Annotated in this window: 22 protein-coding genes; 20 read left to right on the top strand and 2 right to left on the bottom strand. The window is 66.6% G+C overall.

Features of this window, described 5'->3' with window-relative positions; genetic code table 11:
* From B2R83_RS10950 to B2R83_RS10885, 14 genes are all read left to right on the top strand, one after another.
* A partial coding sequence (locus B2R83_RS10950; protein WP_292041045.1) for a hypothetical protein occupies positions 1–473 on the top strand: 473 nt, incomplete at its 5' end.
* A complete protein-coding gene (locus B2R83_RS10945; RefSeq protein WP_292041042.1) occupies positions 470–1,918 on the top strand; it encodes a sensor histidine kinase in 1,449 nt (482 codons plus the stop codon). The genes B2R83_RS10950 and B2R83_RS10945, both read left to right, overlap by 4 nt.
* The gene (locus B2R83_RS10940; protein ID WP_209588851.1) at positions 1,915–2,562 is read left to right on the top strand and encodes a response regulator; all 648 of its coding nucleotides are present in this window, start codon (positions 1,915–1,917) and stop codon (positions 2,560–2,562) included. The genes B2R83_RS10945 and B2R83_RS10940 overlap by 4 nt, the downstream gene beginning before the upstream one ends.
* Positions 2,563–2,673: 111 nt before the next feature.
* The gene (locus tag B2R83_RS10935; RefSeq protein WP_292041038.1) at positions 2,674–4,236 is read left to right on the top strand and encodes a GGDEF domain-containing protein; all 1,563 of its coding nucleotides are present in this window, start codon (positions 2,674–2,676) and stop codon (positions 4,234–4,236) included.
* 391 nt (positions 4,237–4,627) lie between these two features.
* The gene (locus B2R83_RS10930) at positions 4,628–6,100 is read left to right on the top strand and encodes a flagellin (RefSeq protein WP_292041035.1); all 1,473 of its coding nucleotides are present in this window, start codon (positions 4,628–4,630) and stop codon (positions 6,098–6,100) included.
* A gap of 89 nt (positions 6,101–6,189) precedes the next feature.
* Positions 6,190–6,543, top strand: a complete 354-nt coding sequence (locus B2R83_RS10925) for a flagellar protein FlaG (RefSeq protein ID WP_292041033.1) — start codon at positions 6,190–6,192, stop codon at positions 6,541–6,543.
* A gap of 186 nt (positions 6,544–6,729) precedes the next feature.
* Positions 6,730–9,387, top strand: coding sequence for a flagellar filament capping protein FliD (gene fliD, locus B2R83_RS10920; RefSeq protein ID WP_292041031.1), 2,658 nt, complete (start codon positions 6,730–6,732; stop codon positions 9,385–9,387).
* A gap of 22 nt (positions 9,388–9,409) precedes the next feature.
* Positions 9,410–9,871 (top strand): flagellar export chaperone FliS, encoded by a 462-nt coding sequence (fliS, locus tag B2R83_RS10915; RefSeq protein ID WP_292041029.1) that lies wholly within the window; start codon positions 9,410–9,412, stop codon positions 9,869–9,871.
* A 5-nt stretch (positions 9,872–9,876) separates the two neighbouring features.
* Positions 9,877–10,206 (top strand): flagellar protein FliT, encoded by a 330-nt coding sequence (locus B2R83_RS10910; RefSeq protein ID WP_229413011.1) that lies wholly within the window; start codon positions 9,877–9,879, stop codon positions 10,204–10,206.
* A gap of 14 nt (positions 10,207–10,220) precedes the next feature.
* Positions 10,221–11,342: a flagellar hook-length control protein FliK gene (locus B2R83_RS10905; RefSeq protein WP_292041026.1), complete on the top strand. Its 1,122-nt coding sequence runs from the start codon at positions 10,221–10,223 to the stop codon at positions 11,340–11,342.
* Complete coding sequence (locus B2R83_RS10900) at positions 11,335–11,700, top strand: EscU/YscU/HrcU family type III secretion system export apparatus switch protein (protein ID WP_036212345.1); 366 nt, start codon at positions 11,335–11,337, stop codon at positions 11,698–11,700. The genes B2R83_RS10905 and B2R83_RS10900 overlap by 8 nt, the downstream gene beginning before the upstream one ends.
* Positions 11,693–12,442 (top strand): flagellar brake protein, encoded by a 750-nt coding sequence (locus tag B2R83_RS10895; RefSeq protein ID WP_292041023.1) that lies wholly within the window; start codon positions 11,693–11,695, stop codon positions 12,440–12,442. Before B2R83_RS10900 ends, B2R83_RS10895 begins: the two co-directional genes overlap by 8 nt.
* A gap of 191 nt (positions 12,443–12,633) precedes the next feature.
* On the top strand, positions 12,634–13,914 hold the full coding sequence (locus B2R83_RS10890; RefSeq protein WP_292041021.1) for a diguanylate cyclase domain-containing protein: 1,281 nt from the start codon (positions 12,634–12,636) through the stop codon (positions 13,912–13,914).
* Between the two features lie 99 nt (positions 13,915–14,013).
* Positions 14,014–14,478, top strand: coding sequence for a carboxymuconolactone decarboxylase family protein (locus B2R83_RS10885; RefSeq protein WP_292041019.1), 465 nt, complete (start codon positions 14,014–14,016; stop codon positions 14,476–14,478).
* A 1-nt stretch (position 14,479) separates the two neighbouring features.
* On the opposite strand, the gene B2R83_RS10880 is transcribed toward B2R83_RS10885, so the two are convergent.
* The gene (locus B2R83_RS10880) at positions 14,480–15,103 is read right to left on the bottom strand and encodes a response regulator transcription factor (RefSeq protein WP_292041017.1); all 624 of its coding nucleotides are present in this window, start codon (positions 15,101–15,103) and stop codon (positions 14,480–14,482) included.
* A gap of 178 nt (positions 15,104–15,281) precedes the next feature.
* On the opposite strand from B2R83_RS10880, the gene B2R83_RS10875 reads away from it, so the two are divergent.
* A complete protein-coding gene (locus B2R83_RS10875; RefSeq protein WP_036212330.1) occupies positions 15,282–15,743 on the top strand; it encodes an RrF2 family transcriptional regulator in 462 nt (153 codons plus the stop codon).
* Between the two features lie 156 nt (positions 15,744–15,899).
* Here the strand turns inward: B2R83_RS10875 and fliE are convergent, their stop codons facing one another.
* Complete coding sequence (fliE, locus tag B2R83_RS10870; RefSeq protein WP_292041016.1) at positions 15,900–16,268, bottom strand: flagellar hook-basal body complex protein FliE; 369 nt, start codon at positions 16,266–16,268, stop codon at positions 15,900–15,902.
* Between the two features lie 176 nt (positions 16,269–16,444).
* Here fliE and fliF point away from each other — a divergent pair, with 176 nt between their 5' ends.
* The 5 genes from fliF to fliJ are packed head-to-tail and all read left to right on the top strand — an operon-like array spanning position 16,445 to position 21,728.
* Positions 16,445–18,136 (top strand): flagellar basal-body MS-ring/collar protein FliF, encoded by a 1,692-nt coding sequence (fliF, locus tag B2R83_RS10865; RefSeq protein WP_292041013.1) that lies wholly within the window; start codon positions 16,445–16,447, stop codon positions 18,134–18,136.
* On the top strand, positions 18,129–19,133 hold the full coding sequence (fliG, locus tag B2R83_RS10860) for a flagellar motor switch protein FliG (RefSeq protein ID WP_209588835.1): 1,005 nt from the start codon (positions 18,129–18,131) through the stop codon (positions 19,131–19,133). The genes fliF and fliG overlap by 8 nt, the downstream gene beginning before the upstream one ends.
* The gene (gene fliH / locus B2R83_RS10855) at positions 19,133–19,846 is read left to right on the top strand and encodes a flagellar assembly protein FliH (RefSeq protein WP_292041008.1); all 714 of its coding nucleotides are present in this window, start codon (positions 19,133–19,135) and stop codon (positions 19,844–19,846) included. The genes fliG and fliH overlap by 1 nt, the downstream gene beginning before the upstream one ends.
* Complete coding sequence (gene fliI, locus B2R83_RS10850) at positions 19,847–21,247, top strand: flagellar protein export ATPase FliI (protein WP_292041006.1); 1,401 nt, start codon at positions 19,847–19,849, stop codon at positions 21,245–21,247. It begins immediately after the preceding gene.
* A gap of 37 nt (positions 21,248–21,284) precedes the next feature.
* Positions 21,285–21,728 carry a flagellar export protein FliJ gene (gene fliJ / locus B2R83_RS10845; protein WP_292041004.1) on the top strand — a complete coding sequence of 148 codons (444 nt, stop codon included), beginning with the start codon at positions 21,285–21,287 and terminating at the stop codon, positions 21,726–21,728.
* Positions 21,729–21,913 lie beyond the last annotated feature (185 nt).

Here is a 21,913-nt window from a genome sequence, read left to right as displayed (position 1 = left end):
CGCGCGTGGGCGCCCTGCCGGCCTGGGCCGCCCTGTGCGCCTTCGTGCTGCCCGGACTGCTGCTCCTGCCGGTCAAGCTGCTCGCCCTGCTCGCCATCGCCCACGGCCATGCGCTGGCCGGCCTGGCCGGCTTCGTGGCCGCCAAGCTGGGGGGCGCCGTGGTGGTGGCGCGCATCTACGTGCTGACCCTGCCTACCCTGCTCACCCTCGCCTGGTTCGCGCGCTGGCATGGCGGCTTCCTGCGGCTCAAGGACCGCCTGCTGGCGGCCCTGCGCGCCAGCGGCTTCTGGCGCCGGGTGCGCGCGGCCATGGCGGATGCGCGGCGCCGCCTGCGCCGGCTGCTGCGCCATGCCGGGCGCCAGCCCAGCCACTTGGTGCGCGTGCTGCGCCGCCTCAAGACCCGCGTCAGGTCACGCTTCCAGGCGCGCGAACAGGCGCGCCGCCAAGACAAGACAGAGACCGAACTTCCATGAGTCCCATCCTTGCCCTGGCCGCCGAAATGCAGGCGGCCGCTTCCGAAATCTATTTGCTCGACGCCGTCACCCTGCGGGTAATCGACGCCAACCAGGCCGCGCGCCTGAATCTGGGCATGGACGCGGCCACGCTGCAGGCGATGGACGCCTACGCCCTGGCGCCCGGCCTCGACCGCGCCGCGCTGGGCGAGCTGCTGGCCGGGCTGGGCGAGGAAGTCGGCGCCCAGGTCAGCCTGCGCACCCGCTTGCGGCGTCTCGACGGCAGCAGCTATCCGGTGCGGCTGTGTTTCCTGCGCATCGTGCGCGACGGCCGCTCGCTGCTGCTGGCGATTGCCGACGACCTCAGCCTGGAGCAGGCGTCCGCGCAGGCGCTGGCCCAGTCGCAGGCGCGCTTCGACGCCATCGTGCGCAATACCCCGGGACTGGTGTTCCAGTTCGTGCTGCACCCGGACGGGCGCCAGGTTTTCCCCTGGCTGAGCGAGGGCTGCGCCGCCCTGCTCGGCCTGTCCGTGTTGGAACTGCAGCACGACGCCAGCCTGTTCGAGCGCCTGATCCTGCCTGAAGACCGCAAGGGCTGGCTGGAATCGATGGCGGCCTCGCGCGCCGCCATGAGCGCCTGGAACTGGGAAGGCCGGATCTGGATCGACGCCTGGAAGGACGTCAAGTGGATCAACCTGCGCGCCACTCCGCATCCCGTCGACGGCGGCGCGGTGCAGTGGGACGGCATCATGACCAACATCAGCGCCAGCAAGGAGGAACAGGAAGCAAGCATGCGTTCGCGCGCCCGGCTGGCCGAACTGACCGACCACATCGAGCAGGTCAAGGAACAGGAACGGGCGCGCATCGCGCGCGAGATCCACGACGACCTCGGCGGCAACCTCACGGCCATCAAGATGGCGCTGGCCATGCTGGCCGCGCGCCTGCCCGACAACCAGCCGGCCCTGCTGGAAAAGGCCAACTACCTCGACGACCTGGTCGACCGCACGATCGAGGCGGTGCACCGCATCTCGCTCGACCTGCGTCCCACCATGCTCGACCTCGGCATCGTGGCCGCGCTGGAGTGGCAGGCGCGCGAATTCGAGAAGCAGATGGGCATCGCCTGCGCCTTCCGCTGCCCCCTGGACGAGGGAGAGGAACTCCTGCTCGACGACGACCACGCCACCGCCCTGTTCCGCATCTTCCAGGAAGCGCTGACCAACATCGCCAAGCATGCCCACGCGACCCGGGTGACGGTGACGCTGCGGCCGCAGCGCGCCCACCTGACCCTCACGATCTGCGACAACGGACGCGGCATCCACCCGGGCGACCGCCTCAAGCCGCATTCCTTCGGCCTGCACAGCATGAGCGAGCGCGCCAAGGCTTTCGGGGGAACGCTGAGCTTGTCGTCCGCGCCCGGAGGTGGCACGATGGTGACTATCAAGACCAGGCTGGCAACAGATAAATGAGTGACAAGGCAACAATCCGGGTATTCATCGCCGACGACCATGCGATCGTGCGCGAGGGCCTGAAGCAGATCCTGGCCGAGCAGCGCGACATCATCGTCGCCGGCGAGGCCGAAACCGGGCTCGATGCCGTCAAGCTGGTCGGCAAGGCGCGGCCGCACGTGATGCTGCTCGACATCTCCCTGCCCGACCGCAACGGCATCGACGTGCTCAAGCAGATCAAGAAGGACCGGCCCGAGCTGGCGGTGCTGATGCTGTCGATGCACCGCGAAGACCAGTACGCGATCCGCTCGCTCAAGGCCGGCGCGGCCGGCTACATGACCAAGCAGAGCGCCCCGCGCGAGCTGGTTACCGCGATCCGCCAGGTGGCCGCCGGCCAGAAGTACGTGAGCGCCGCCCTGGCCCAGACCCTGGCGGCCCAAGTCGGCGAAGACCACGAGGCGCCGCTGCACGACGCCCTGTCCGACCGCGAATACCAGACCCTCACCATGATCGCCTCCGGGATGACGGTCAGCGACATCGCGCGCGAACTGTCGCTGTCGGTGAAGACGGTGAGCGAATACCGGGCCCGGCTGCTGGCGAAGATGAAGCTCAAGAACAGTGCGGAATTGACCCATTACGCCATCCGCAACCAGTTAGTGGGATGACATCTGTTGTAGAAGTACAGAAATAACACAGTTTGTTGCTGTTTTTTAATTGATGATTGGCAAAGAAGCTGCTTATCATGTCGCTCAACAGCATTCCGTGTCTTGACAGCCATGTCCATCTCGTCCCCGCCGGCCGGCACCGGCCAGAATCCCGCCGATATTGCTCGCGAAGCCTTCCGGCGCCTGGCGACGCGCCGCATCGCGCCGACGCCGGACGCCTATAGAGCCATCTACGACGAGATCGCCGGCGTTCCTCCCGCCCCGCCGACCCCGGTCCCGAATCCCGCCGCCGAGGTGCTGGAAAGCTTCGCGCGCCGACTGAGCGAGACGCCGGGCGAAGTCTCGGAACCCGGCCGCCGCATGCTGCGCGCCGCCCGCACCGCCGACTGGACCGGCTACGCCCAGGCGCTGAGCCAGATGGCGGACCGCCACCTGCGCCGCAACACGCCGGTGATGGCCCTGGGCGACGAGGACCCTGATGCGCGCCAGCTGCGCGAGATGCTGGGCCGCTCGCTGGCCTATGCGCTGGCCACCCTGCTGGCCGGCAGCCCGCCTTTGGTCCAGGAGGCGGAAGCGCTGGGCGGGGCGGTCCGGCTGGCGCGCGGCGAGGAGCTGGGCGAGCTGTCCGGGCGCCTGAAGCAGCTGTGCTACCAGATCGAACTGCGCAGCGGCGACAGCGCCGAGCAGCAGGAACTGCTGCTGCGCCTGTTCCGCCTGCTGCTCGACAACGTCAACGAACTGCTCGACGACGACAGCTGGATGCGCGGCCAGATCGCCGCCGTGCAGGACCTGATCGCCGGCCCGCTCGACGTGCGCTCGCTGGAAGACGCGACCCGCAGCCTGAAGGACGTCATCCTCAAGCAGGGCCAGCTGCGGCACAGCATCTCGGACGTGCGCGCGACGATGAAGAACATGATGATGACCTTCATCGACCGGCTCGGCTCGGTGGCGGCCTCGACCGGCGACCACCATGCCAGGCTGGCCGGCTATTCCGACCGCATCGGCCGCGCCGCCAACATCGACGAGCTGAACGAGGTGATGGAGGAAGTGCTGCGCGAGATGCGCGCCGCCCAGGACGAGGCGCTGGCTTCGCGTGACCGCATGGTGGCCGTGCACAAGGAAGTCCAGGAAGCCGAGGACCGCATCCGCACGCTGGAAGCGGAACTGCAGCACATGAGCGAGCTGGTGCGCGAAGACCAGCTGACGGGCAGCCTGAACCGCCGCGGCCTGGACGACGTGTTCGAGCGCGAGAGCGCGCGCGCCGACCGCCGCAATACGCCGCTGTGCGTAGCCATCCTCGACCTCGACAATTTCAAGAAGCTCAACGACACCTACGGCCACCTGGCCGGCGACGGGGCCCTGAAGCACCTGGTGAAGGTGGTGCGCGACACCCTGCGCTCGATGGACGTGATCGCCCGCTTCGGCGGCGAGGAATTCGTGATCCTGATGCCGGAAACCCCGGTGGACGCCGCGGCGGCGGCGATGGTGCGCGTACAGCGCGAGCTCACCCGCCACTTCTTCTTGCACGACAACGAGAAGATGCTGATCACCTTCTCCTGCGGCGTGGCCCTGCGCATCCCGAACGAGGACCAGGCCAGCCTGGTGGCCCGGGCCGACCGCGCCATGTACCAGGCCAAGCAGAGCGGGAAGAACCGGGTCGTGGTGGCCGACTGATCCCGTAGGGTGGCCGGCTCCGCCGGCCGCGCATTCAGACAGACGTCGATCCACCGAACCATGCAAACGGAGCCTTCGGCCTGCCTCGCATGATCATTCCGACAACGACATTTCATCTCCGGCCACGTATTTCCGGAGTCCTAAGCCCGGCTTTACAGAAAAAATAAATTATTTTTCGCCCTAAAGTTCCCGATTTCCCAGTCGTCTAGACGTGCCTGCCCAGCAAACTTGAGGGAAATAATCGCGAATTTATTTTCATCTCCAGCCTCAAGTTCTTGCCGCAAAGCACGTTACCTGCATCAACAGCGGTGTGATCGTCACGGAACAGCGTGGCGCACCAAAGTGAACAGGGCACAGTGGCCCACCCCGAAATACAGTCTGGAGAAATACCATGGCATCCGTAATCAATACCAACGTTGCATCCCTGAACTCGCAGCGTAACCTGTCGACCTCGCAAGCTTCCCTGAACACCTCGATCCAGCGCCTGTCGTCGGGCCTGCGCATCAACAGCGCCAAGGACGACGCTGCCGGCCTGGCCATCTCGGACCGCATGAATTCGCAGATCAAGGGCATGAACCAGGCCACCCGCAACGCGAACGACGGCGTGTCGATGGCCCAGACCGCCGAAGGCGCCCTGTCGAGCTCGGGCGACATCCTGCAGCGTATCCGCGAACTGGCAGTGCAGTCGTCGAATGCATCGAACTCGGCCAGCGACCGCAAGGCCCTGCAGACCGAGGTCACCCAGCTCAGCTCGGAACTGAACCGTATCGCCAACACCACCGAGTTCAACGGCCAGAAGCTGCTGGACGGCTCGATGGGCACCGCGAACTTTCAGGTCGGCGCCAACGCAGGCCAGCTGATCTCGATGACCGGCGCGAACTTCACCACCACGACCTACGGCAACAACCAGGTCGGTAAGGATGCCGACCAGGTCGCGGCCACCTCTTCCATGGCTGCCGGTTCGGCAACCATTTCGGGCGCCAACGGCACCAAGACCATCAACACCCTGACGACCGACACCGCCAAGAGCGTCGCCTCCAAGATCAATGCCGAATCGGCAGGCACTGGCGTGACCGCCACCGCACGTACCGATGCGCTCGTCAAAGGCGCCGCTGGCGCCTACACCCTGGACCTGGTCTCGGACAACAGTGGCACCAACGAGTCGGTCAAGATTTCGTTCTCGATCGGCGGCGACGGCAGCAAGTCGGATGACTATGCGGCAGCCATCAGTGCGTTCAACGCCCAGACCGCGAAGACCGGCGTGACCGCCTCGTACGATGCAAAGAACGGCGGCGTCAAGCTGACCAATGCGGAAGGCAACGATATCAAGCTGACCAATAGCGGCACGACTTCGATCAACATGGGCGGCTACAAGGCCGACGGTGACGTGATCGCAGCTGGCGGCGTTGCACTGGCCGCAGCCGCCAGCTTGGTCGCCAACGGCCGCGTCACCATGGACTCCGAGAAGAGCTTCTCGGTCGTCGAAGCGACCGCCGCCGGCGTTGCGGCTGCAACCGGCATCAACCTGGCCGGCAACTCGGAACTGAAATCAGTCGCCAAGATCGACATCAGCAGCTTCGACGGCGCCCAGGCAGCCATCAAGGTCGCCGACGCCGCCCTGGCAGCAGTCAACGACCAGCGCGCCCAGTACGGTGCACTGCAGTCGCGTTTCGAATCGGCAATCTCGAACCTGTCGTCGACCACCGAAAACCTGTCGGCATCGCGCAGCCGCATCGTCGACACCGACTTCGCTTCGGAAACCGCGAAGATGACTCGCGGCCAGATCCTGCAGCAGGCCGGCACGTCGATGCTGGCTCAGGCGAACTCGCTGCCGAACGGTGTCCTGTCGCTCCTGCGTGGCTAATGGTTGACGGACTAGCCAGTCCATCCGTGCAGTAAAACGACTCCTCGGCTGAAGAAATTCAGCCGAGGATTTTTTGCTAGGAAAGTCACATGAACATCCAATCTCTTGGTTCACCCGTGGCGCCGCGGCTGGAAGAGCGCCCCCTTCCGGCACTCGAGCAGAACAGCCCGCCTGCCAGGGTAGCGAAACCGGCTGAGGCACAGGAGGCCGCTCCGCCCTCGCGCGAGCAAGTCAACGACGCCGTTAAGAAGATCAACGAGGGCATGCATGCGTCCTCGCAGAGCCTGGAATTCGCGATCGACGAAGACAGCAAGGAAATCGTCGTCAAGATCATCGACCAGGGCACCCGCGAGGTGGTCCGCCAGATTCCCTCGGTCGAGGCGCTCGAGATCGCCAAGTCCATCGACAAGATGCGTGGCCTCTTGATCAGCCAGACGGCCTGAAACTCCAGCATGCGGCCCGGCGTACGCCTCGCGAAGGCATGCGCCGGGCTTGCACGCCTGTCAACCCTGTATTACCCCCTCCGTCCTTTTATTCATCTAATTGAATTAAGCCCCATTTCCCACTCTTAAGTCCGGTTTGCTTCTGTCGATAATGACTTACATTATCGCTTTCACGGGAGAAACAAAGTGGGCATCAGTTCAACCGGCATTGGTTCCGGCCTCGACGTCGACGGCATCATCACCAAGCTGATGCAGGCCGAAGCGGCACCGCTGTCCAACTTCGACAAGAAGGCGGCCGCGCTGCAGCAGCGCCTCGCCGCCCTCGGCAAAGTCACCGCGGCCGTCGGCTCATTCCAGGCCGCCCTGACCTCGCTGAATTCTCCCTCGACCTTCAGCGCCCTGAACGCCAGTGCGGCGAACAAGGACATCCTCAGCGGCACGGCCAGCACGGGGGCGGTCGCCGGCAAGTACAAGATCAACGTCAGCCAGTTGGCTTCGGCCCAGAGCCTGACCACCGCCGGCCGGGCCAGCATGAGCGCGACCATCGGCTCCGGCGCCAAGACCACCCTGACCTTCCAGTTCGGCAGCATCAGCGGCGGCAGCTTCGGCGTGGCGGGCGGCGCACTGAGCGCCTCGACCGCTACCGGGGGCATCAGCAACGGCTCGCTGACGTTGAACGGCACCGCCATCACCACCAGCGGCGGCACCCGCAGCGCGGCCCAGCTGGCCGAAGCGATCAATGCCAAGAGCGAAACGACCGGCGTGACCGCCAAGGCCGGCACGGCAAGCAGCGCGGCCAACCTGTTTGCCGGCTTCGGCAGCGTCACGACCACGGCCACTTCCAGCTACGCCTTGACGGTGGGCGGCGTGCAGATCGTGTCGCAGGCCGGCACCGGCTCCTCGCTGGGCAAAGCCCAGATCGACACCGCCCTGGCAGGCGGCACCGTCAGCGCTGCGCTGGCGGCCGCCAACATCAGTTTCACAGGCACCGCCGCCGCCGGCACCCTGCAGTTCACCGCGGCCGACGGCTCCAACCTGACGGTGGCCGAGGTGATCGGCGGCACCGGCGGCGCTACCGGCGGCCTCAAGGGAACCGGTGTCGCCAACACCGGCACCAGCAGCAGCACCACCGCGGGCGTCACCCTGAGCTCGAAGGACGGCAGCCAGATCCTGGTCGGCGGCACCAACCCGGCCGCCGCCGGCCTGAGCGCCGGCCCCGCCGGCAGCTACCTGGGCGGCGCCGTCTTCAGCCAGGACGGCGCGCAGGCGAGCGGCACCGTGACGCTCGAGGCCGGCGACCAGTCGCTGCAGGGCATCCGCGATGCGATCAACAAGGCCAACATCGGCGTCACCGCGACCATCGTGTCCGACGGCGGCGCCAATCCTTACCACCTGGTGCTGACCTCGAACAAGACCGGCGAAAAGTCCGCGATGAAGATCGGCGTCGACGGCGTCGACGGCCAGCCGGCCGATCCCGCCATCGCCGCCCTGCTGGGCCACGATCCGGGCGGCGTCCAGGGCCTGACCCAGACCAGCGCCGCCCAGGATACCCTGCTCAACATGAACGGGATCGACATCCGCAGCAGCAGCACCACCGTCACCGAGGCGGTGCAAGGCGTGTCGCTCGACATCAAGGGGACCGGCAGCACCACGCTCGACGTTACCCGCGACACCGCCGCGGTCTCGACTGCCGTCAACAACTTCGTCAAGGCCTACAACGAACTCAACAAAACGATCTCGAGCCTGGCCGGCTACAACGCCGAGACCAAGACCGCCGGCGTACTGCAGGGCGACGCCTCGGTGCGCTCGATCCAGAGCCAGCTGCGGCGCCAGCTCGGCGCTTCGGTCGAGGGCCTGGGCGGCAAGCTGACCACCCTCAGCCAGGTCGGGATCACCTTCCAGAAGGACGGCAGCCTAGCGGTCGATTCCACCAAGCTGAACAAGGCCATTACCGAGAACTTCGCCGAGATCGGCGGCCTGTTCGCGGCGATGGGCTCGACCACCGACGGCCAGATCAAGTTCGACAAATCGGGCGCGGCCACCAAGCCGGGCACCTACGGCGTCAACATCACCAGCCTGGCGACCCAGGGCACGCTCATGGGCGCTTCCCCGCTGTCGGGCTCGACCACGATCGCCTCGAACACGACCTGGCGCGTCACGCTGAACCAGACCGACCCGGTCACCGAGACCAAGATCCAGGAAATCAAGCTGGCCGCCGGCACCTATACCAACGCCCAGCTGGCTTCGATGCTGCGCGCTGCGATCAACGGCAACACCACCTTCGCCGGCGCCGGCGACACGGTCGAGACCAAGGTCGGGGACGATGGCCGCCTGTCGATCTCCTCGAGCAAGTTCGGCGAGCTGTCGAACATCGCGATCGCCGCCGTCAGCGGCACCGACCCGAGCGTCCTGTTCGGCGCCGCCGCCCCCGTCAAGGGCACCAACGTCGAAGGCACGATCGGCGGCGTCGCCGCCATCGGCAACGGCCAGACCCTGACGGCAGCGGCGGGTTCGCCCGCCGACGGCATCCAGCTCTCGATCACCGGCGGCTTGCCCGGCGAACGCGGCACGGTCAGCTTCTCCAAGGGCTTCGCCTTCGAACTGACCAACCTGGCCGCCAGCTTCACCGGCAAGGACAGTCTGCTCAACAGCAAGACCGACGGCCTGAACGTCACGCTCAAGTCCGTCACCAGCGCGCGCGACCGGTTCGAGTCGCGCCTGGAAACCATCGAAAAACGCTACCGGGCCCAGTTCACTGCGCTCGACACGGCCCTGATGTCGATGCAATCGACCTCGGCTTACCTGACCCAGCAGCTTGCGGCGCTCACCGCGAACGCAAGCTAAGCTTATCCACCTGGAGAACACGATGTTTGGAACCATGCAACGCGGCGTCGGCGCCTATGCGAAAGTCGGTCTCGAGACCGGCGTCGCCGCCGCTTCCCCGCACAAACTGATCGTCATGCTGTACGACGGCGCAATGGTGTCGATCCTGAGCGGCATCAGCAACATGAAGGCCGGGAACATCCCCGCCAAGGGCGCCGCCATCTCGAAGGCCATCAACATCATCGACAACGGCCTGCGCGCCGCCCTCGACAAGAAGGTCGGCGGCGAGATCGCCCAGAACCTCGACGCCCTGTACGAATACATCAGCGCGCGCCTGCTCAAGGCCAACCTCAGCAACGACCCGGCGATCCTGGAAGAAGCGCATGCGCTGCTGTCCGAACTGCGCGAAGCCTGGAACGCGATCGACCCGCAAGCCGCGGCCGCCGGCACGACGGCCCCTGCCGCCCCGGCGCCGATGCGCGCCCCGACCCTGATGAGTGCCTGAAGAACATGCCGCAGATGACCAGCGACGATATCGTCGATACCTATGAAACCATGGCGGTGATCACCGACCAGATGCTGCGCGCCGCCAGCGACAGCGACTGGGACCGCCTGGCCGAGCTCGAACAGCAGTGCGCCCTGCACGTGCGCCAGCTGAAGGAAAGCGAGCCGCAGCCGCTGGCCGGCCCGCAGCGCGTCAAGAAGGTCGACGCGATCCGCCGCATGCTTGCCGCCGACCGCCAGATCCGCGACCTGACCACCCCCTGGATGGCGCGCCTGTCGGCCCTGATCAACAACACCTCGACCGAACGCCGCGTCGCACGCGCCTACGGCGTGTAAGGCCGTAGAGCAGCATGCTGCCGCGCGAGCTCGTCTCCGCCGTCCTGCCGGCCAGTCCGGCCAGGCCGGCCGAACACCTGAATGACCCGCGCCAGCAAGCCTTCCAGCGCGCCCTTGCCCCCCAGCTGGGCAAGGCGCTGCACGGCGAAGTCCTCGCCAAACTGACCGACGGCAGTTTCGTCGTCAAGGTCGCCAACATCCCCGCCCGCATGCAGCTCCCGGAAGGCAGCAAGGTCGGCGCCGACGTGCCGCTCACGCTGGTGTCGGTGCACCCGCGCCCGACGTTCCAGGTCGGCCTCGGGACCAATCCCGTGTTCAGCGAAGCCGGCCCGCCGCTGCCCCAGGGCGCCGACCCGGGCAAGGCGCCGCTCGCGATGCGCGAAGGGACCGCCGTCGGGCGCGCGGCCGCGCTGCTGCAGGCCAGCGCGGCCGGCAGCGCCGCGCAGACCCTGGGCGCGGAAGCCAACAACACGACCCTCAGCCAGGCCGGCAAGACCATCGGCGGCGTGCTCGCGGCCGCACAGAAAGTGGAAACGCCGATGACTGCCGCCCTCGGCCGTGCGCCGATCGTGGCCGCGGCCGGCGCGGATGCCGCCGGCATCGCGGCCGGCCTGCAGCAGGCGCTCGCGAAAAGCGGCCTGTTCTACGAATCGCACGTGGCCGAATGGGCGCAGGGCGCACGCGCCCTGGCCGAACTGAACGCCGAACCGCAGCAGCAGCTGGCGAAGGAAGGCGTGCGCCAGAACCCGCTCGACCCGGCCACCGCCCAGTTCATCAACCTGCAGCTGGCCACCCAGGAGCAGGCCCAGCTCGCCTGGCAGGGCAAGCTGTGGCCGGGCCAGCCGATGCAGCTGGAAGTGCAACGCGACCGCCGCGAAGGACACGACGAGGCCGGCGAGGCCGAATCGCATTGGCACAGCCGCCTGCGCCTGCGCTTTCCCGAGCTCGGCGAACTGGACGCCCGCCTGACGCTCGCAAACGGCCGGGTGCAGGTGCAGTTCGCGGCCGGCAGCGAAGAGACTGCCAGCCTGCTGCGCCGCCACATGGGCAGCCTGGCCGGCGCGCTCGACGCCGCCGGCACCGCGCTGGCGGGTTTCGAGGTGCGCTCGGCGCCCGTCAAGACGGCCGATGACTGACCCGAAGAAGGAGCAGGCCAGGCGCCAGAGCGCGGTCGCCCTCGCCTACGGCAGCGGCGACCCGGCGCCCAAGGTCGTGGCAAAAGGCCAGGGCCTGGTCGCCGAGCAGATCATGCGCCGCGCCAGGGAAGCCGGGGTCTTCGTCCACGAATCGAAGGAACTGGTGCAGCTGCTCATGCAGGTGGACCTCGACCGCGAGATTCCGCCGGCGCTGTATCGCGCAATTGCGGAACTGTTGGCGTGGCTATATCATATTGAGTCGGCTCGGAAACATGGAGATCCTTTACCGGATTCGCCCGATCCGACGCCCCACCTCAACCTGGACGACGCGCCAAGCGCTGGTACAAGCAATGAATGATCAGGAACTCGAGAATTGGCACGACTACGAGGTGGGGTCGCGCCGTGAAATCGTACAGCTGCTGCGCCAGATCGGCGAAAAGCACCAGCTGGTGCGCATGCTGGTCAAGGGCGAGGCCGACGTCTGCGTCACCACCGTCCTCGACGTCGACGCCGACACCAATTCGCTGGTGCTCGACCGCTCGATCGAACGCATGCAGAACGAGCGCATCGTCGAAGCCGGCAAGGTACGCTGCGAAACCACGCTCGACAAGATCCGCATCCTGTTCACGGCCGAGAACCTGCGCCCCACCCTGTTCGAGGGCGAGGCCGCCCTGCGCGCCGACATCCCGCCGAGCCTGATCCGCCTGCAGCGCCGCGAGTACTACCGGATGGAGACGCCGGTATCGAACCCGGTGCGTGCGATCCTCCCGCTGCCGCTGGAAGCCGGCGCCGGCACCGGCGTATTCCCGCTGCACGACATCAGCTGCGGCGGCATCGCCGTCCTCGACAACAAGCTGCAGCTCGACACGGCCATCGGCGCCCGGCTGCCCAACTGCCGCATCGAGCTGCCCGAGATCGGCCCGGTGACGGTGACGCTGGAAGTGCGCAACTCGCTCGACCTGACCCTGCTGAACAACAAGACCAACCGCCGCATCGGCCTGCAGTTCGTCGACATCTCGCGCGCTGGCATGGCCGGCGTGCAGCGCTACATCACCAAGCTGGAACGCGAGCGCAACGCGCGCCTGGCCGGCCTGGCGTGACCGTATTGCCGGCGAGCAGCGTCCCGGAATGCCGAATCGCCGCCAGACAGCACCGGCCGGTTGCGGGCGCGACGGGCGGTGGCCGTGCGGGGACTGGAACGGCAAGGCAGAGTATTTACAAAATGCAATCTTTCTGGTAACCAAAAAATAAATCGGCTACACTGGCGCCACCTCACGATGTGCAGCCGCCAATGCCGAGTTACGCCGTCTCCAGCCATTTTCTTGCGGCCTTCGCCAAGTCGGCCGTCGGCACGGCGCTGCTCGACCTGCAAGGCCGCTGGCTCGCGTTCAATGACGCGCTGTGCCGCATCCTCGGTTACCCGCGCGACGAGCTGCTGACCCTGAGCTACCGTGACGTCACCCATCCCGCCGATCTCGATGCCGACCTGACGCAGCTGCAGCGGATGCTGGCCGGCGATCTCGACTCCTACTGCCTCGAGAAGCGTTACTGCCGCCCGGACGGCGCCGTGGTCTGGGGCTTGCTCACGGTGACGCTGAGCCGTGACGATGCCGGCCGCGCGGAGTGCCTGATCGCCCAGGTGATCGACATCACCGCCCAGAAGAAGGCCATCGAGGACCGCGACGCGCTGTTCGCCCTCGCCCCCGACCTGCTGTCGATCTCCAGCCACGACGGCTATATCATGCAGGTCAACCCGGCCTGGCATGCACTGCTGGGCTGGGACGAAGCCGTGCTGAAGTCGCGCCCTTTCGTCGATTTCCTCCATCCGGACGATCGGGCGCGCACCATGGAGAAAGCCGGCGAACTGGCCGGCGGAGGAAAGGTGCTCGGCTTTCGCAACCGCTACCGGCATGCCGACGGCAGCTGGCGCTGGATCGAATGGAGCACCAGTGTGGCTGGCGACGGACGCATGTTCTGCTCGGGACGGGATGTCACCGAGCAGATCGAATCCGAGGAAAGGACGCGGCGTCTGTCCAGGGAGCTGCACCACCGCGCCACCCACGACTTCCTGACCGGCCTGCCCAACCGCTACGAATTCATGGGCCGCCTGCAGCACGCGATCGACACGGCCGGGCGCGATCCGCATCCGCTGGTGCTGATGTTCATCGACCTGGACGGGTTCAAGGCGGTCAACGACTTCTGCGGCCATGAAACGGGCGATGCGGTGCTGATCGCCTTCGGCCGCCGCCTGCGCGAGGCGGTGCGGCAGGTCGATATCGTGGCGCGGCTGGCGGGTGACGAATTCGTCGTGTTGCTCGACCGCCCGCATGGATCCTGGCCGGCGGCGATCGAGACAGCGCAGGCGATCCTGCGGGCTGCCGGCCAGCCCTACCCGGAGACGGAAGGGCGAACCCAGCCCGGCGCCACCATCGGGATGGCGCTGCATCGTCCGGGAGAGAGCGCCGACCAGCTGCTCTCGCGCGCCGATGCGGCCATGTACGCAGCCAAGAAGGCCGGAAAGAACCGCGCAGCGTACGAGCGCGCGGGACAGTGGGTGTTGCTCGGCGCCTGAAGAAAAAACCGGCCGCATGTCACACCATGCGGCGCCGGCTCGTCTTGGATGCATGGAGGGCGCAACGGGCGCCTTCCCCATCCTGAAAGGAACGCCACCATGACGCACACTGCCCGCATCTCCCTGTATACCCTCGCCCCCGCCAACCTCAAGGCGATGATCGCCCTGTCCCAGTCCACCAGGAACAGTTCGCTCGGCGCGCGTCTGGTGGAACTGGTGCAGCTGCGGGTCTCGCAGCTCAATGGCTGCGGGGTCTGCGTGGACATGCACTGGCGCGACCTGGTCAGGCAGGGACTCGATCCGCGCCACCTGAACGCGCTCGCCGCCTGGCGCGAGGCGCCCTTCTTCAGCGAACGCGAACGGGCGGCGCTGGCCTGGGCCGACGCCGTCAACGCCCTGCCCGGACGCGACGACACGGACAGCGCCTGGCCGGCGCTGCGCGAGCATTTCAGCGACGTGGAGATTGCGGAACTGGCTTATACGATTGCCGCGATCCGCGGCTGGAACGCGATCAACCTGAGCCTGCGCAGCCCGCTGCCGGAGCATCCGGCGCCGGGCATGTGATTCAGGCCGCTGCGCCGGCGCCGGCGCCGCCGGGGCGGATCAGGCCGCGCTGGGTCGCGACCACCACGGCATGGGTGCGCGCGGTGGCGTCGAGCTTGCTCATCACGCCCTTCACATGGGTCTTCACCGTGCCCACGCCGATGCCCAGCTTGCGCGCGATCGACTTGTTGCAGCAGCCCTGCGCCAGCAGCTGCAGCACGTCGGTCTCGCGCCCGGTCAGCGATTCGCGGGTAAGGCTGTCGGCGACGCTGCGCGTCATCGACTCGCTCAGGTAGCGCTGGCCGCGCGCCAGCTGCGCGACCGCGTGCGCCAGTTCGTCGGTGCCGCAAGACTGCAGCAGGTAGCCGGCCACGCCGGCATCCATCGCCAGCCGCACTTCCCACTCCTTGTCGAACTGGGTCACCACCAGCACGACCGGCGCCAGGCTGCCGGCGGGCGGCTTGCGCGCCAGCTTGATGCCGGTGTCGTAATCGGTCACCAGCACGCGCGCGACACGCTGCGCCTCGGGCTGGGCCAGGTGGGTGGTGACGCGCAGGCCGGGCTGGTCGGCCAGGATGGCATGCAGCCCGACCGTCATGATCGGGTCGGCGTGCATGATATGGACGGCGGAAGAGATCGGTTGCATGTGCATACTCCGGCAGAAGGCGGCAGACCACGACGGCCTCGGGCGGCCAACAGCCGACATATTGAAACGACAAGAACGGCAAATCAAGTAATGGTTTGTAATGACCGGTCAATATGCATGCCATCGGCATAGTCAGCTTATGCACACCGGGAGGATGCATGGGATATACTCCCACGATATGCGCCTGACTTCCTTTACCGACTACACCTTGCGGACCCTGCTCCACCTCGGCAGCAATCCGGGGCGGCTCGTCACGATCCAGGAAATCGCGGACCTGCACAGCATCTCGAAGAACCACCTGATGAAGGTCGTGCACGAGCTGGGCCGCAACGGCGTCATCGAGACCATCCGCGGCCGCAACGGCGGCTTCCGCCTGGCGCACAAGCCGGAAGACATCAACATCGGCGCGGTGGTGCGCCAGAGCGAGAGCGATTTCTACATGGCCGAATGCTTCGACCCGGGCGGCAACCCGTGCGGGCTGGTCAAGGCCTGTGCGCTCAAGGGCGTGCTCACCAACGCCACCTCGGCCTATCTCGCCGAACTGGACCGCCATACCCTGGCCTCGCTGCTGCCGGAACCGGCGCCGCGCGACGGCAGCATTCCGGTCACCTTCCATCGCAAGGAATCGCAGGCGGCCTGAGCCTTCTCGACGGGGGTCAGGTCTGACATTTAGACACGGCCTGAGCAGTACACCTCGATAACGCTCGAGCTCGTGTCCGAATGTCAGACCTGACCCCGGTTTGCAGTAATAAAAAACCGGCCATGCGGCCGGTTGCTTTTACGCGGATGGTCAGGCCTACACCTGCATGTTCATGATGTCGTGATAGGCTGACACCAGTTTGTTGCGTACTTGCACCGTTCCCTGGAAAGCGATGCTGGATTTCTGCATCGCGATCATCGTGTCGGACAGGCTCACGGTATCATCCCCCATCGCAAAACGCTTGCCGAGTTCTTCCGCGTTCTTCTGGGTATTGCTGACCTGCTGGAGCGAGGTCTTCAGGGCATCGGCGAAGTCGAGCTTGGCGACGCCGCCCTGGGGCGCAACATTGCCCAGGCCGGCAGGCGCAAGCGGGCCGGCCGCCGGCTTGGTCGCCGCGGCTTTCAGCTGTTCCATCATCGCCTGGATGCGGCTGCTGTCGATGCCGCCGATTCCGCCAATACTCATCGCATTCTCCTGCCCGTGAGGTCATCCACTTCGTTCAGGCTGTCAGATTACCAGCGCCCCAGCAAATTCCTCGCGTGAAGAAGCATGGTTTTCCACCCCTATTTCAGGGTTTGAATGTTGCCCTGTGGCTTCATAATTGCGGCTAATCTCCCTATTCCCCCACCACTTTACCGACCATGGCAGCAGTTGCTGATGAACTGATCGACACCCCGGCGCCCGAGCAAGAGGCGAAACAGGGCTTTTTGCAGACCACCATGGGCAAGCGCGTCGCCATCGGCGGCGGGATCGCGCTGGTCAGCGCCATCATGATCGCGCTGTGGATGTGGAGCCAGGCGCCGGAATACCGCGTGCTGTTCTCGAACTACAGCGACCGCGACGGCGGCGCCATCACCGCCTCGCTCGACCAGATGGGGGTCAAGTACAAGTTCTCGGATGGCGGCAGCGCGATCCTGGTGCCCGCCGAGCAGATCCACGACCTGCGCCTGAAGCTCGCCGCGCAAGGCCTGCCCAAGGGCGGCAACGTCGGCTTCGAACTGATGGAAAACCAGAAGCTGGGCGTGTCGCAGTTCCTGGAACAGGTGAACTACCAGCGCTCGCTGGAAGGCGAACTGGCGCGCTCGATCCAGTCGCTCGGCCCGGTGAGCAGCGCGCGCGTGCACCTGGCCATGCCCAAGCCCTCGGTCTTCGTGCGCGACCAGCAAAAGCCCACCGCGTCCGTGGTATTGACCCTGCAGTCGGGCCGCGCGCTCGACCCGGGCCAGGTCAGCGCCATCGTCCACCTGGTCGCTTCGAGCGTGCCGGAACTCACCGTCGGCAACGTCACCGTGGTCGACCAGAACGGCAACCTGCTGTCGGACACCTCGAACAAGGGTCCCGGCCACAAGGGCCTGGACGCCACCCAGCTCAAGTACGTCGAGCAGGTCCAGCAGAACATCATCAAGCAGGTCGAGTCGATCATCGCCCCGCTGGTCGGCAAGGAAAACGTGCGCGCCGAAGCGACCGCCGAGATCGACTTCGCCCAGGTCGACACCGCCGCCGAGATGTACAAGCCGAATTCGCCGCCGGAACCGCAGGCGATCCGCAGCCAGCAGACCTCCGAATCGACGCAGCCGGGCGGCGGCGCTTCCGGCATCCCGGGCGCGCTGTCGAACCAGCCGCCGGGCGTGGCCACCGCGCCGATCGACGGCCAGCCGGTAGCCGGCGCGGCTCCGGCAGCCGGAGGACCGACGCGCAAGGACGCGACCACCAACTACGAAGTCGACAAGACCATCCGCTACGAGCAGCGCCCGATGGGCGGCATCAAGCGCCTGACGGTGGGCGTGGTGGTGAACTACCGCCGCTCGGTCGACCCGAAGACCGGCAAGATCATCGTGAAACCGCTGGCAGCGGCCGAAGTCGCCCAGATCAACGAGCTGGTGAAGCAGGCGATGGGCTACTCGCAGCAGCGCGGCGACACCCTGAACGTGGCCAACGCCCCGTTCGACGGCGTCGACCGCCCGGACGACACGCCCCCTAGCCTCGACTGGTGGCGCGACCCGGCCAACCTGCCGCTGGCCAAGGAGATCGGCAAGTACCTGCTGCTGTTCGCGGTGCTGGCCTTCCTCTACTACCGGATCCTGCTGCCGCTGATGCGCCCGGCGATCAAGAAGTTCGACGAGGTCACCGCCCTGCCGCCGGAACCGGAACCGGAAGAGGAAGAGATTCCCGAAGAAGAGCGCGAGCCCGATCCGGAAGAGCTCGAGGAACAGGAAGTCGAACGCCGCGCCCAGGGCTACCGGGCGAACCTGCAGCTGGCGCAGGACCTGGCCCGCGAAGACCCGCGGATCGTTGCAAACGTAATCAAGGCATGGTTGGGATCAAATGAGTGACAAGGACAAGGAAGGCGTACAGCAGGCAGCGATCCTGATGCTGGCCCTGGGCGAAGCGGAAGCGGCCGAAGTGATGAAGTTCCTCGGCCCCCGTGAAGTGCTGAAGCTCGGCGCCGCGATGGCCCAGATGAAGGCGGTGCAGCACACCGAGGTGGTCAAGGTGCTGGAAGCCTTCGTCGAAGAGACCAACCTGCATTCGAACGTCGGCCTCGATTCGGACGAATACATCCGCCAGGTGCTGACCAAGGCGCTGGGCGACGACAAGGCCGCCGTCTTGCTCAACCGCATCCTGGGCGGCAAGGACGCCTCGGGCATCGAAAGCCTGAAGTGGATGGACTCGCCCTCGGTCGCGGAACTGATCCGCAACGAGCACCCGCAGATCATCGCCACCATCCTGGTGCACCTCGAACGCGACCAGGCCTGCGAAATCCTGGCCCACTTCACCGAACGCCTGCGCAACGACGTGGTGCTGCGCATCGCCACCCTGGACGGCGTGCAGCCTGCCGCCCTGCGCGAACTGAACGACGTGCTGACCAAGCTCCTGTCGGGCAACGAGAACATCAAGAAATCCTCGCTGGGCGGCGTGCGCACCGCGGCCGAGATCCTGAACTTCATGAGCGGCGAGCAGGAAGCGGCGGTCATGGACAACATCAAGAACTACGACAACGACATGGCGCAGAAGATCATGGACGAGATGTTCGTGTTCGACAACATCATCGACATCGACGACCGCGGCATCCAGCTGCTGCTGCGCGAGGTGCAGTCCGAGATGCTGATCATCGCCCTGAAAGGCGCCTCGCAAGACCTGCGCGAGAAGATTTTCAAGAACATGTCGCAGCGCGCGGGCGAGATGATGCGCGAAGACCTGGAGTCGAAAGGTCCGGTGCGCCTGTCGGAAGTGGAAACCCAGCAGAAGCAGATCCTGCAGATCGTGCGCCGCCTGGCGGATGAGGGCCAGATCGTGCTGGGCGGTAAAGGCGAGGATTCGTTCATCTGATGATCCCGAAGGAACAGCAAAGCGCCTACCAGCGCTGGGAAATGACCTCGTTCGGCGACGAGCGCCCGAGCACCCAGTCGCGCCGCGCCGCCATGGCCCCTCCCCCGCCGGCGCCCACGCCGGAACCGGTCGAGATCGTCCCCCACGTGACGCTGCCGACGCTCGAAGAGATCGAAGCGATCCGCGAACAGGCGCGCGCCGAGGGCTATGCCGAAGGCCTGGAGGAAGGCCGCGCCGCCGGCCATGCCCAGGGTTATGCCGACGGCGCCAGAACCGGCCAGATCGAAGCAGAAGGCGAGCTGGAACACCTGCGTTCGATCGCCGCGACCTTCAGCGAGGCCGTCATGCAGGCCGACGAGACCATCGCCCACGACGTGCTGGAACTGGCCCTGCGCCTGGCGCGCGGCATGGTGCGCACGGCCTTCGAGGTGCGTCCGGACCTGATCCTGCCGGTGGTGCAGGAAGCGATCGGCTACCTGCCGGTGCTGGCCCAGCCGGCCACGCTCACCCTGAACCCGGAAGACGCCGAGATCGTGCGCCAGGCCATGGGGCAGGAACTGGTCAAGGGCGGCTGGCGCATCGTCGAAGACGCGGCGCTTGCGCGCGGCGGCTGCAAGGTGGATACGGCGAGCAACCAGATCGATGCGCAGGCGCAGGCGCGCTGGGCGCGGCTGACGCATGCATTGCAATCGAACGTGGAATGGTTGTCATAAATGACGACAACTCCTGACCGCCACACCGCCCGCTGGAAGTCCTTCATCAAGGACTGCGACTCCCTGGTCGGCCTCGCCGAACCGATGCAGGTCTCGGGCCGCGTCACGCGCGTGGCCGGCCTGGTGATGGAGTGCGTGGGCCTGAAGCTGGCCGTCGGCAGCGCCTGCACCATCCCGGTGGCCAACGGCCAGAAGATCGAGGCCGAAGTGGTCGGCTTCGAGGGCGAGCGCCTGTTCCTGATGCCGCAGAGCGACGTCGAGGGCGTGGTGCCCGGCTCGCGCGTGTTTCCGGTCGAATCCGCGCTGCCCAAGCCCGGCACCGTGCAGCACCCGCGGCGGCGCCCGAGCGACCGCGCGCGCCACCTGCCGGTCGGCATGCAGCTGCTGGGCCGCGTGGTGGACGGCGCCGGCCGCCCGCTCGACGGCAAGGGCCCGCTCGGCACCGACGAAGTGGGGCCCCTGAACGCGCGTCCGATCAACCCGCTCGACCGCGCGCCGATCTCGGAAACCCTGGACGTGGGCGTGCGCGCCATCAATGCCATGCTGACGGTCGGCCGCGGCCAGCGCCTCGGCCTGTTCGCCGGTACCGGCGTCGGCAAGTCGGTGCTGCTGGGGATGATCGCGCGCTACACCACCGCCGACGTGATCGTCGTCGGCCTGATCGGCGAACGGGGCCGCGAGGTGAAGGAATTCATCGAGCAGATCCTGGGCCCGGAGGGCCGCGCCCGTTCGGCCGTGGTGGCCGCGCCGGCCGACTCCCCGCCCCTGATGCGCCTGCAGGGCGCGGCCTATGCCACCGCGATCGCGGAACACTTCCGCGAGCAGGGCAAGAACGTCCTCCTGATCATGGACTCGTTGACCCGCTACGCCATGGCCCAGCGCGAGATCGCCCTGGCGATCGGCGAGCCGCCCGCCACCAAGGGCTATCCGCCTTCGGTGTTCGCCAAGCTGCCGGTGCTGGTGGAACGCGCCGGCAACGGGGTCGAGGGCGGCGGCTCGATCACCGCCTTCTACACCGTGCTGTCCGAGGGCGATGATCAACAAGACCCGATCGCGGATGCGGCGCGCGGCATCCTGGACGGCCACATCGTCCTGAACCGTCACCTGGCCGAAGCCGGCCACTATCCGGCGATCGACATCGAACAGTCGATCTCGCGCGCGATGCACTCGATTACCTCGCACGAGCACCAGCTGGCGGCGCGCAAGCTCAAGCAGCTGTACTCGCGCTACCAGCGCTCGCGCGACCTGATCAGCGTGGGCGCCTACGCCGCCGGCAGCGACCCGGTGCTGGACCAGGCGATCGCCAAGCACGAGCAGATCGAACAATTCCTGTGCCAGGAAATCCACGACAACGCGGGCATGCTGGAAAGCTTGGGGCAATTAAGCTCTCTATTCCAGTGATTGGAATTTGCCGGGCGGAACTATACTCTGACCCAATATGGCCACTTCTTCCGCCCTCGAGACCCTGATCGAACTTGCGCAGCGCGATTCCGACGCGATCGCCAAGCGCCTGGGCGCCGCCCTCAAGGCGGTCGAGGAAGCCGAGCAGAAGCTGGTCATGCTGGATGGCTACCGCGACGAGTACGTGCGCAAGCTCGACGCGGCGCAGATGGCGGGCATCACGCCCTTCGCGTACCACAACTTCGTGGCCTTCATCGGCAAGCTGGACAACGCCATCACCGGCCAACGCGAAGTGATCAAGCATGCGCAGTACAAGGCGGACGTGGAAAAGAAGGCATGGCAGGAAAGCGAACGCAAGCGCCTGTCCTACCGCACCTTGAACGAGCGCGCAGCCGCCGAGGCATTGGCGATCGAGAACAAGCGCGACCAGAAACTGATGGACGACCACGCAGCCCGTGGCGCCCGCTACAAACAACGCTAATGTCCCCATGACGATGCAGACGACCACCCTTCCGTTCCAGGTCTCCGGCGCCAGCGCGCTGGCCCAGCCGCAACGCAACCCGGCAGCCGGCGTGCAGGCACCCGAAGCCGGGCAGTTCAGCGCCACGCTGTCGCGCGCGATGGCGCCGACCATGGCCCCGACGCCGGCGCCGGCCGCCGCGCCGG

It is taken from the genome of Massilia sp. UBA6681 (genome assembly GCF_002454935.1).
Classification (GTDB): Bacteria; Pseudomonadota; Gammaproteobacteria; order Burkholderiales; family Burkholderiaceae_D; genus Telluria; species Telluria varians.
Note: the sequence above shows the minus strand (reverse complement) of the source record. Positions and strands in the feature narration are given on the sequence as shown.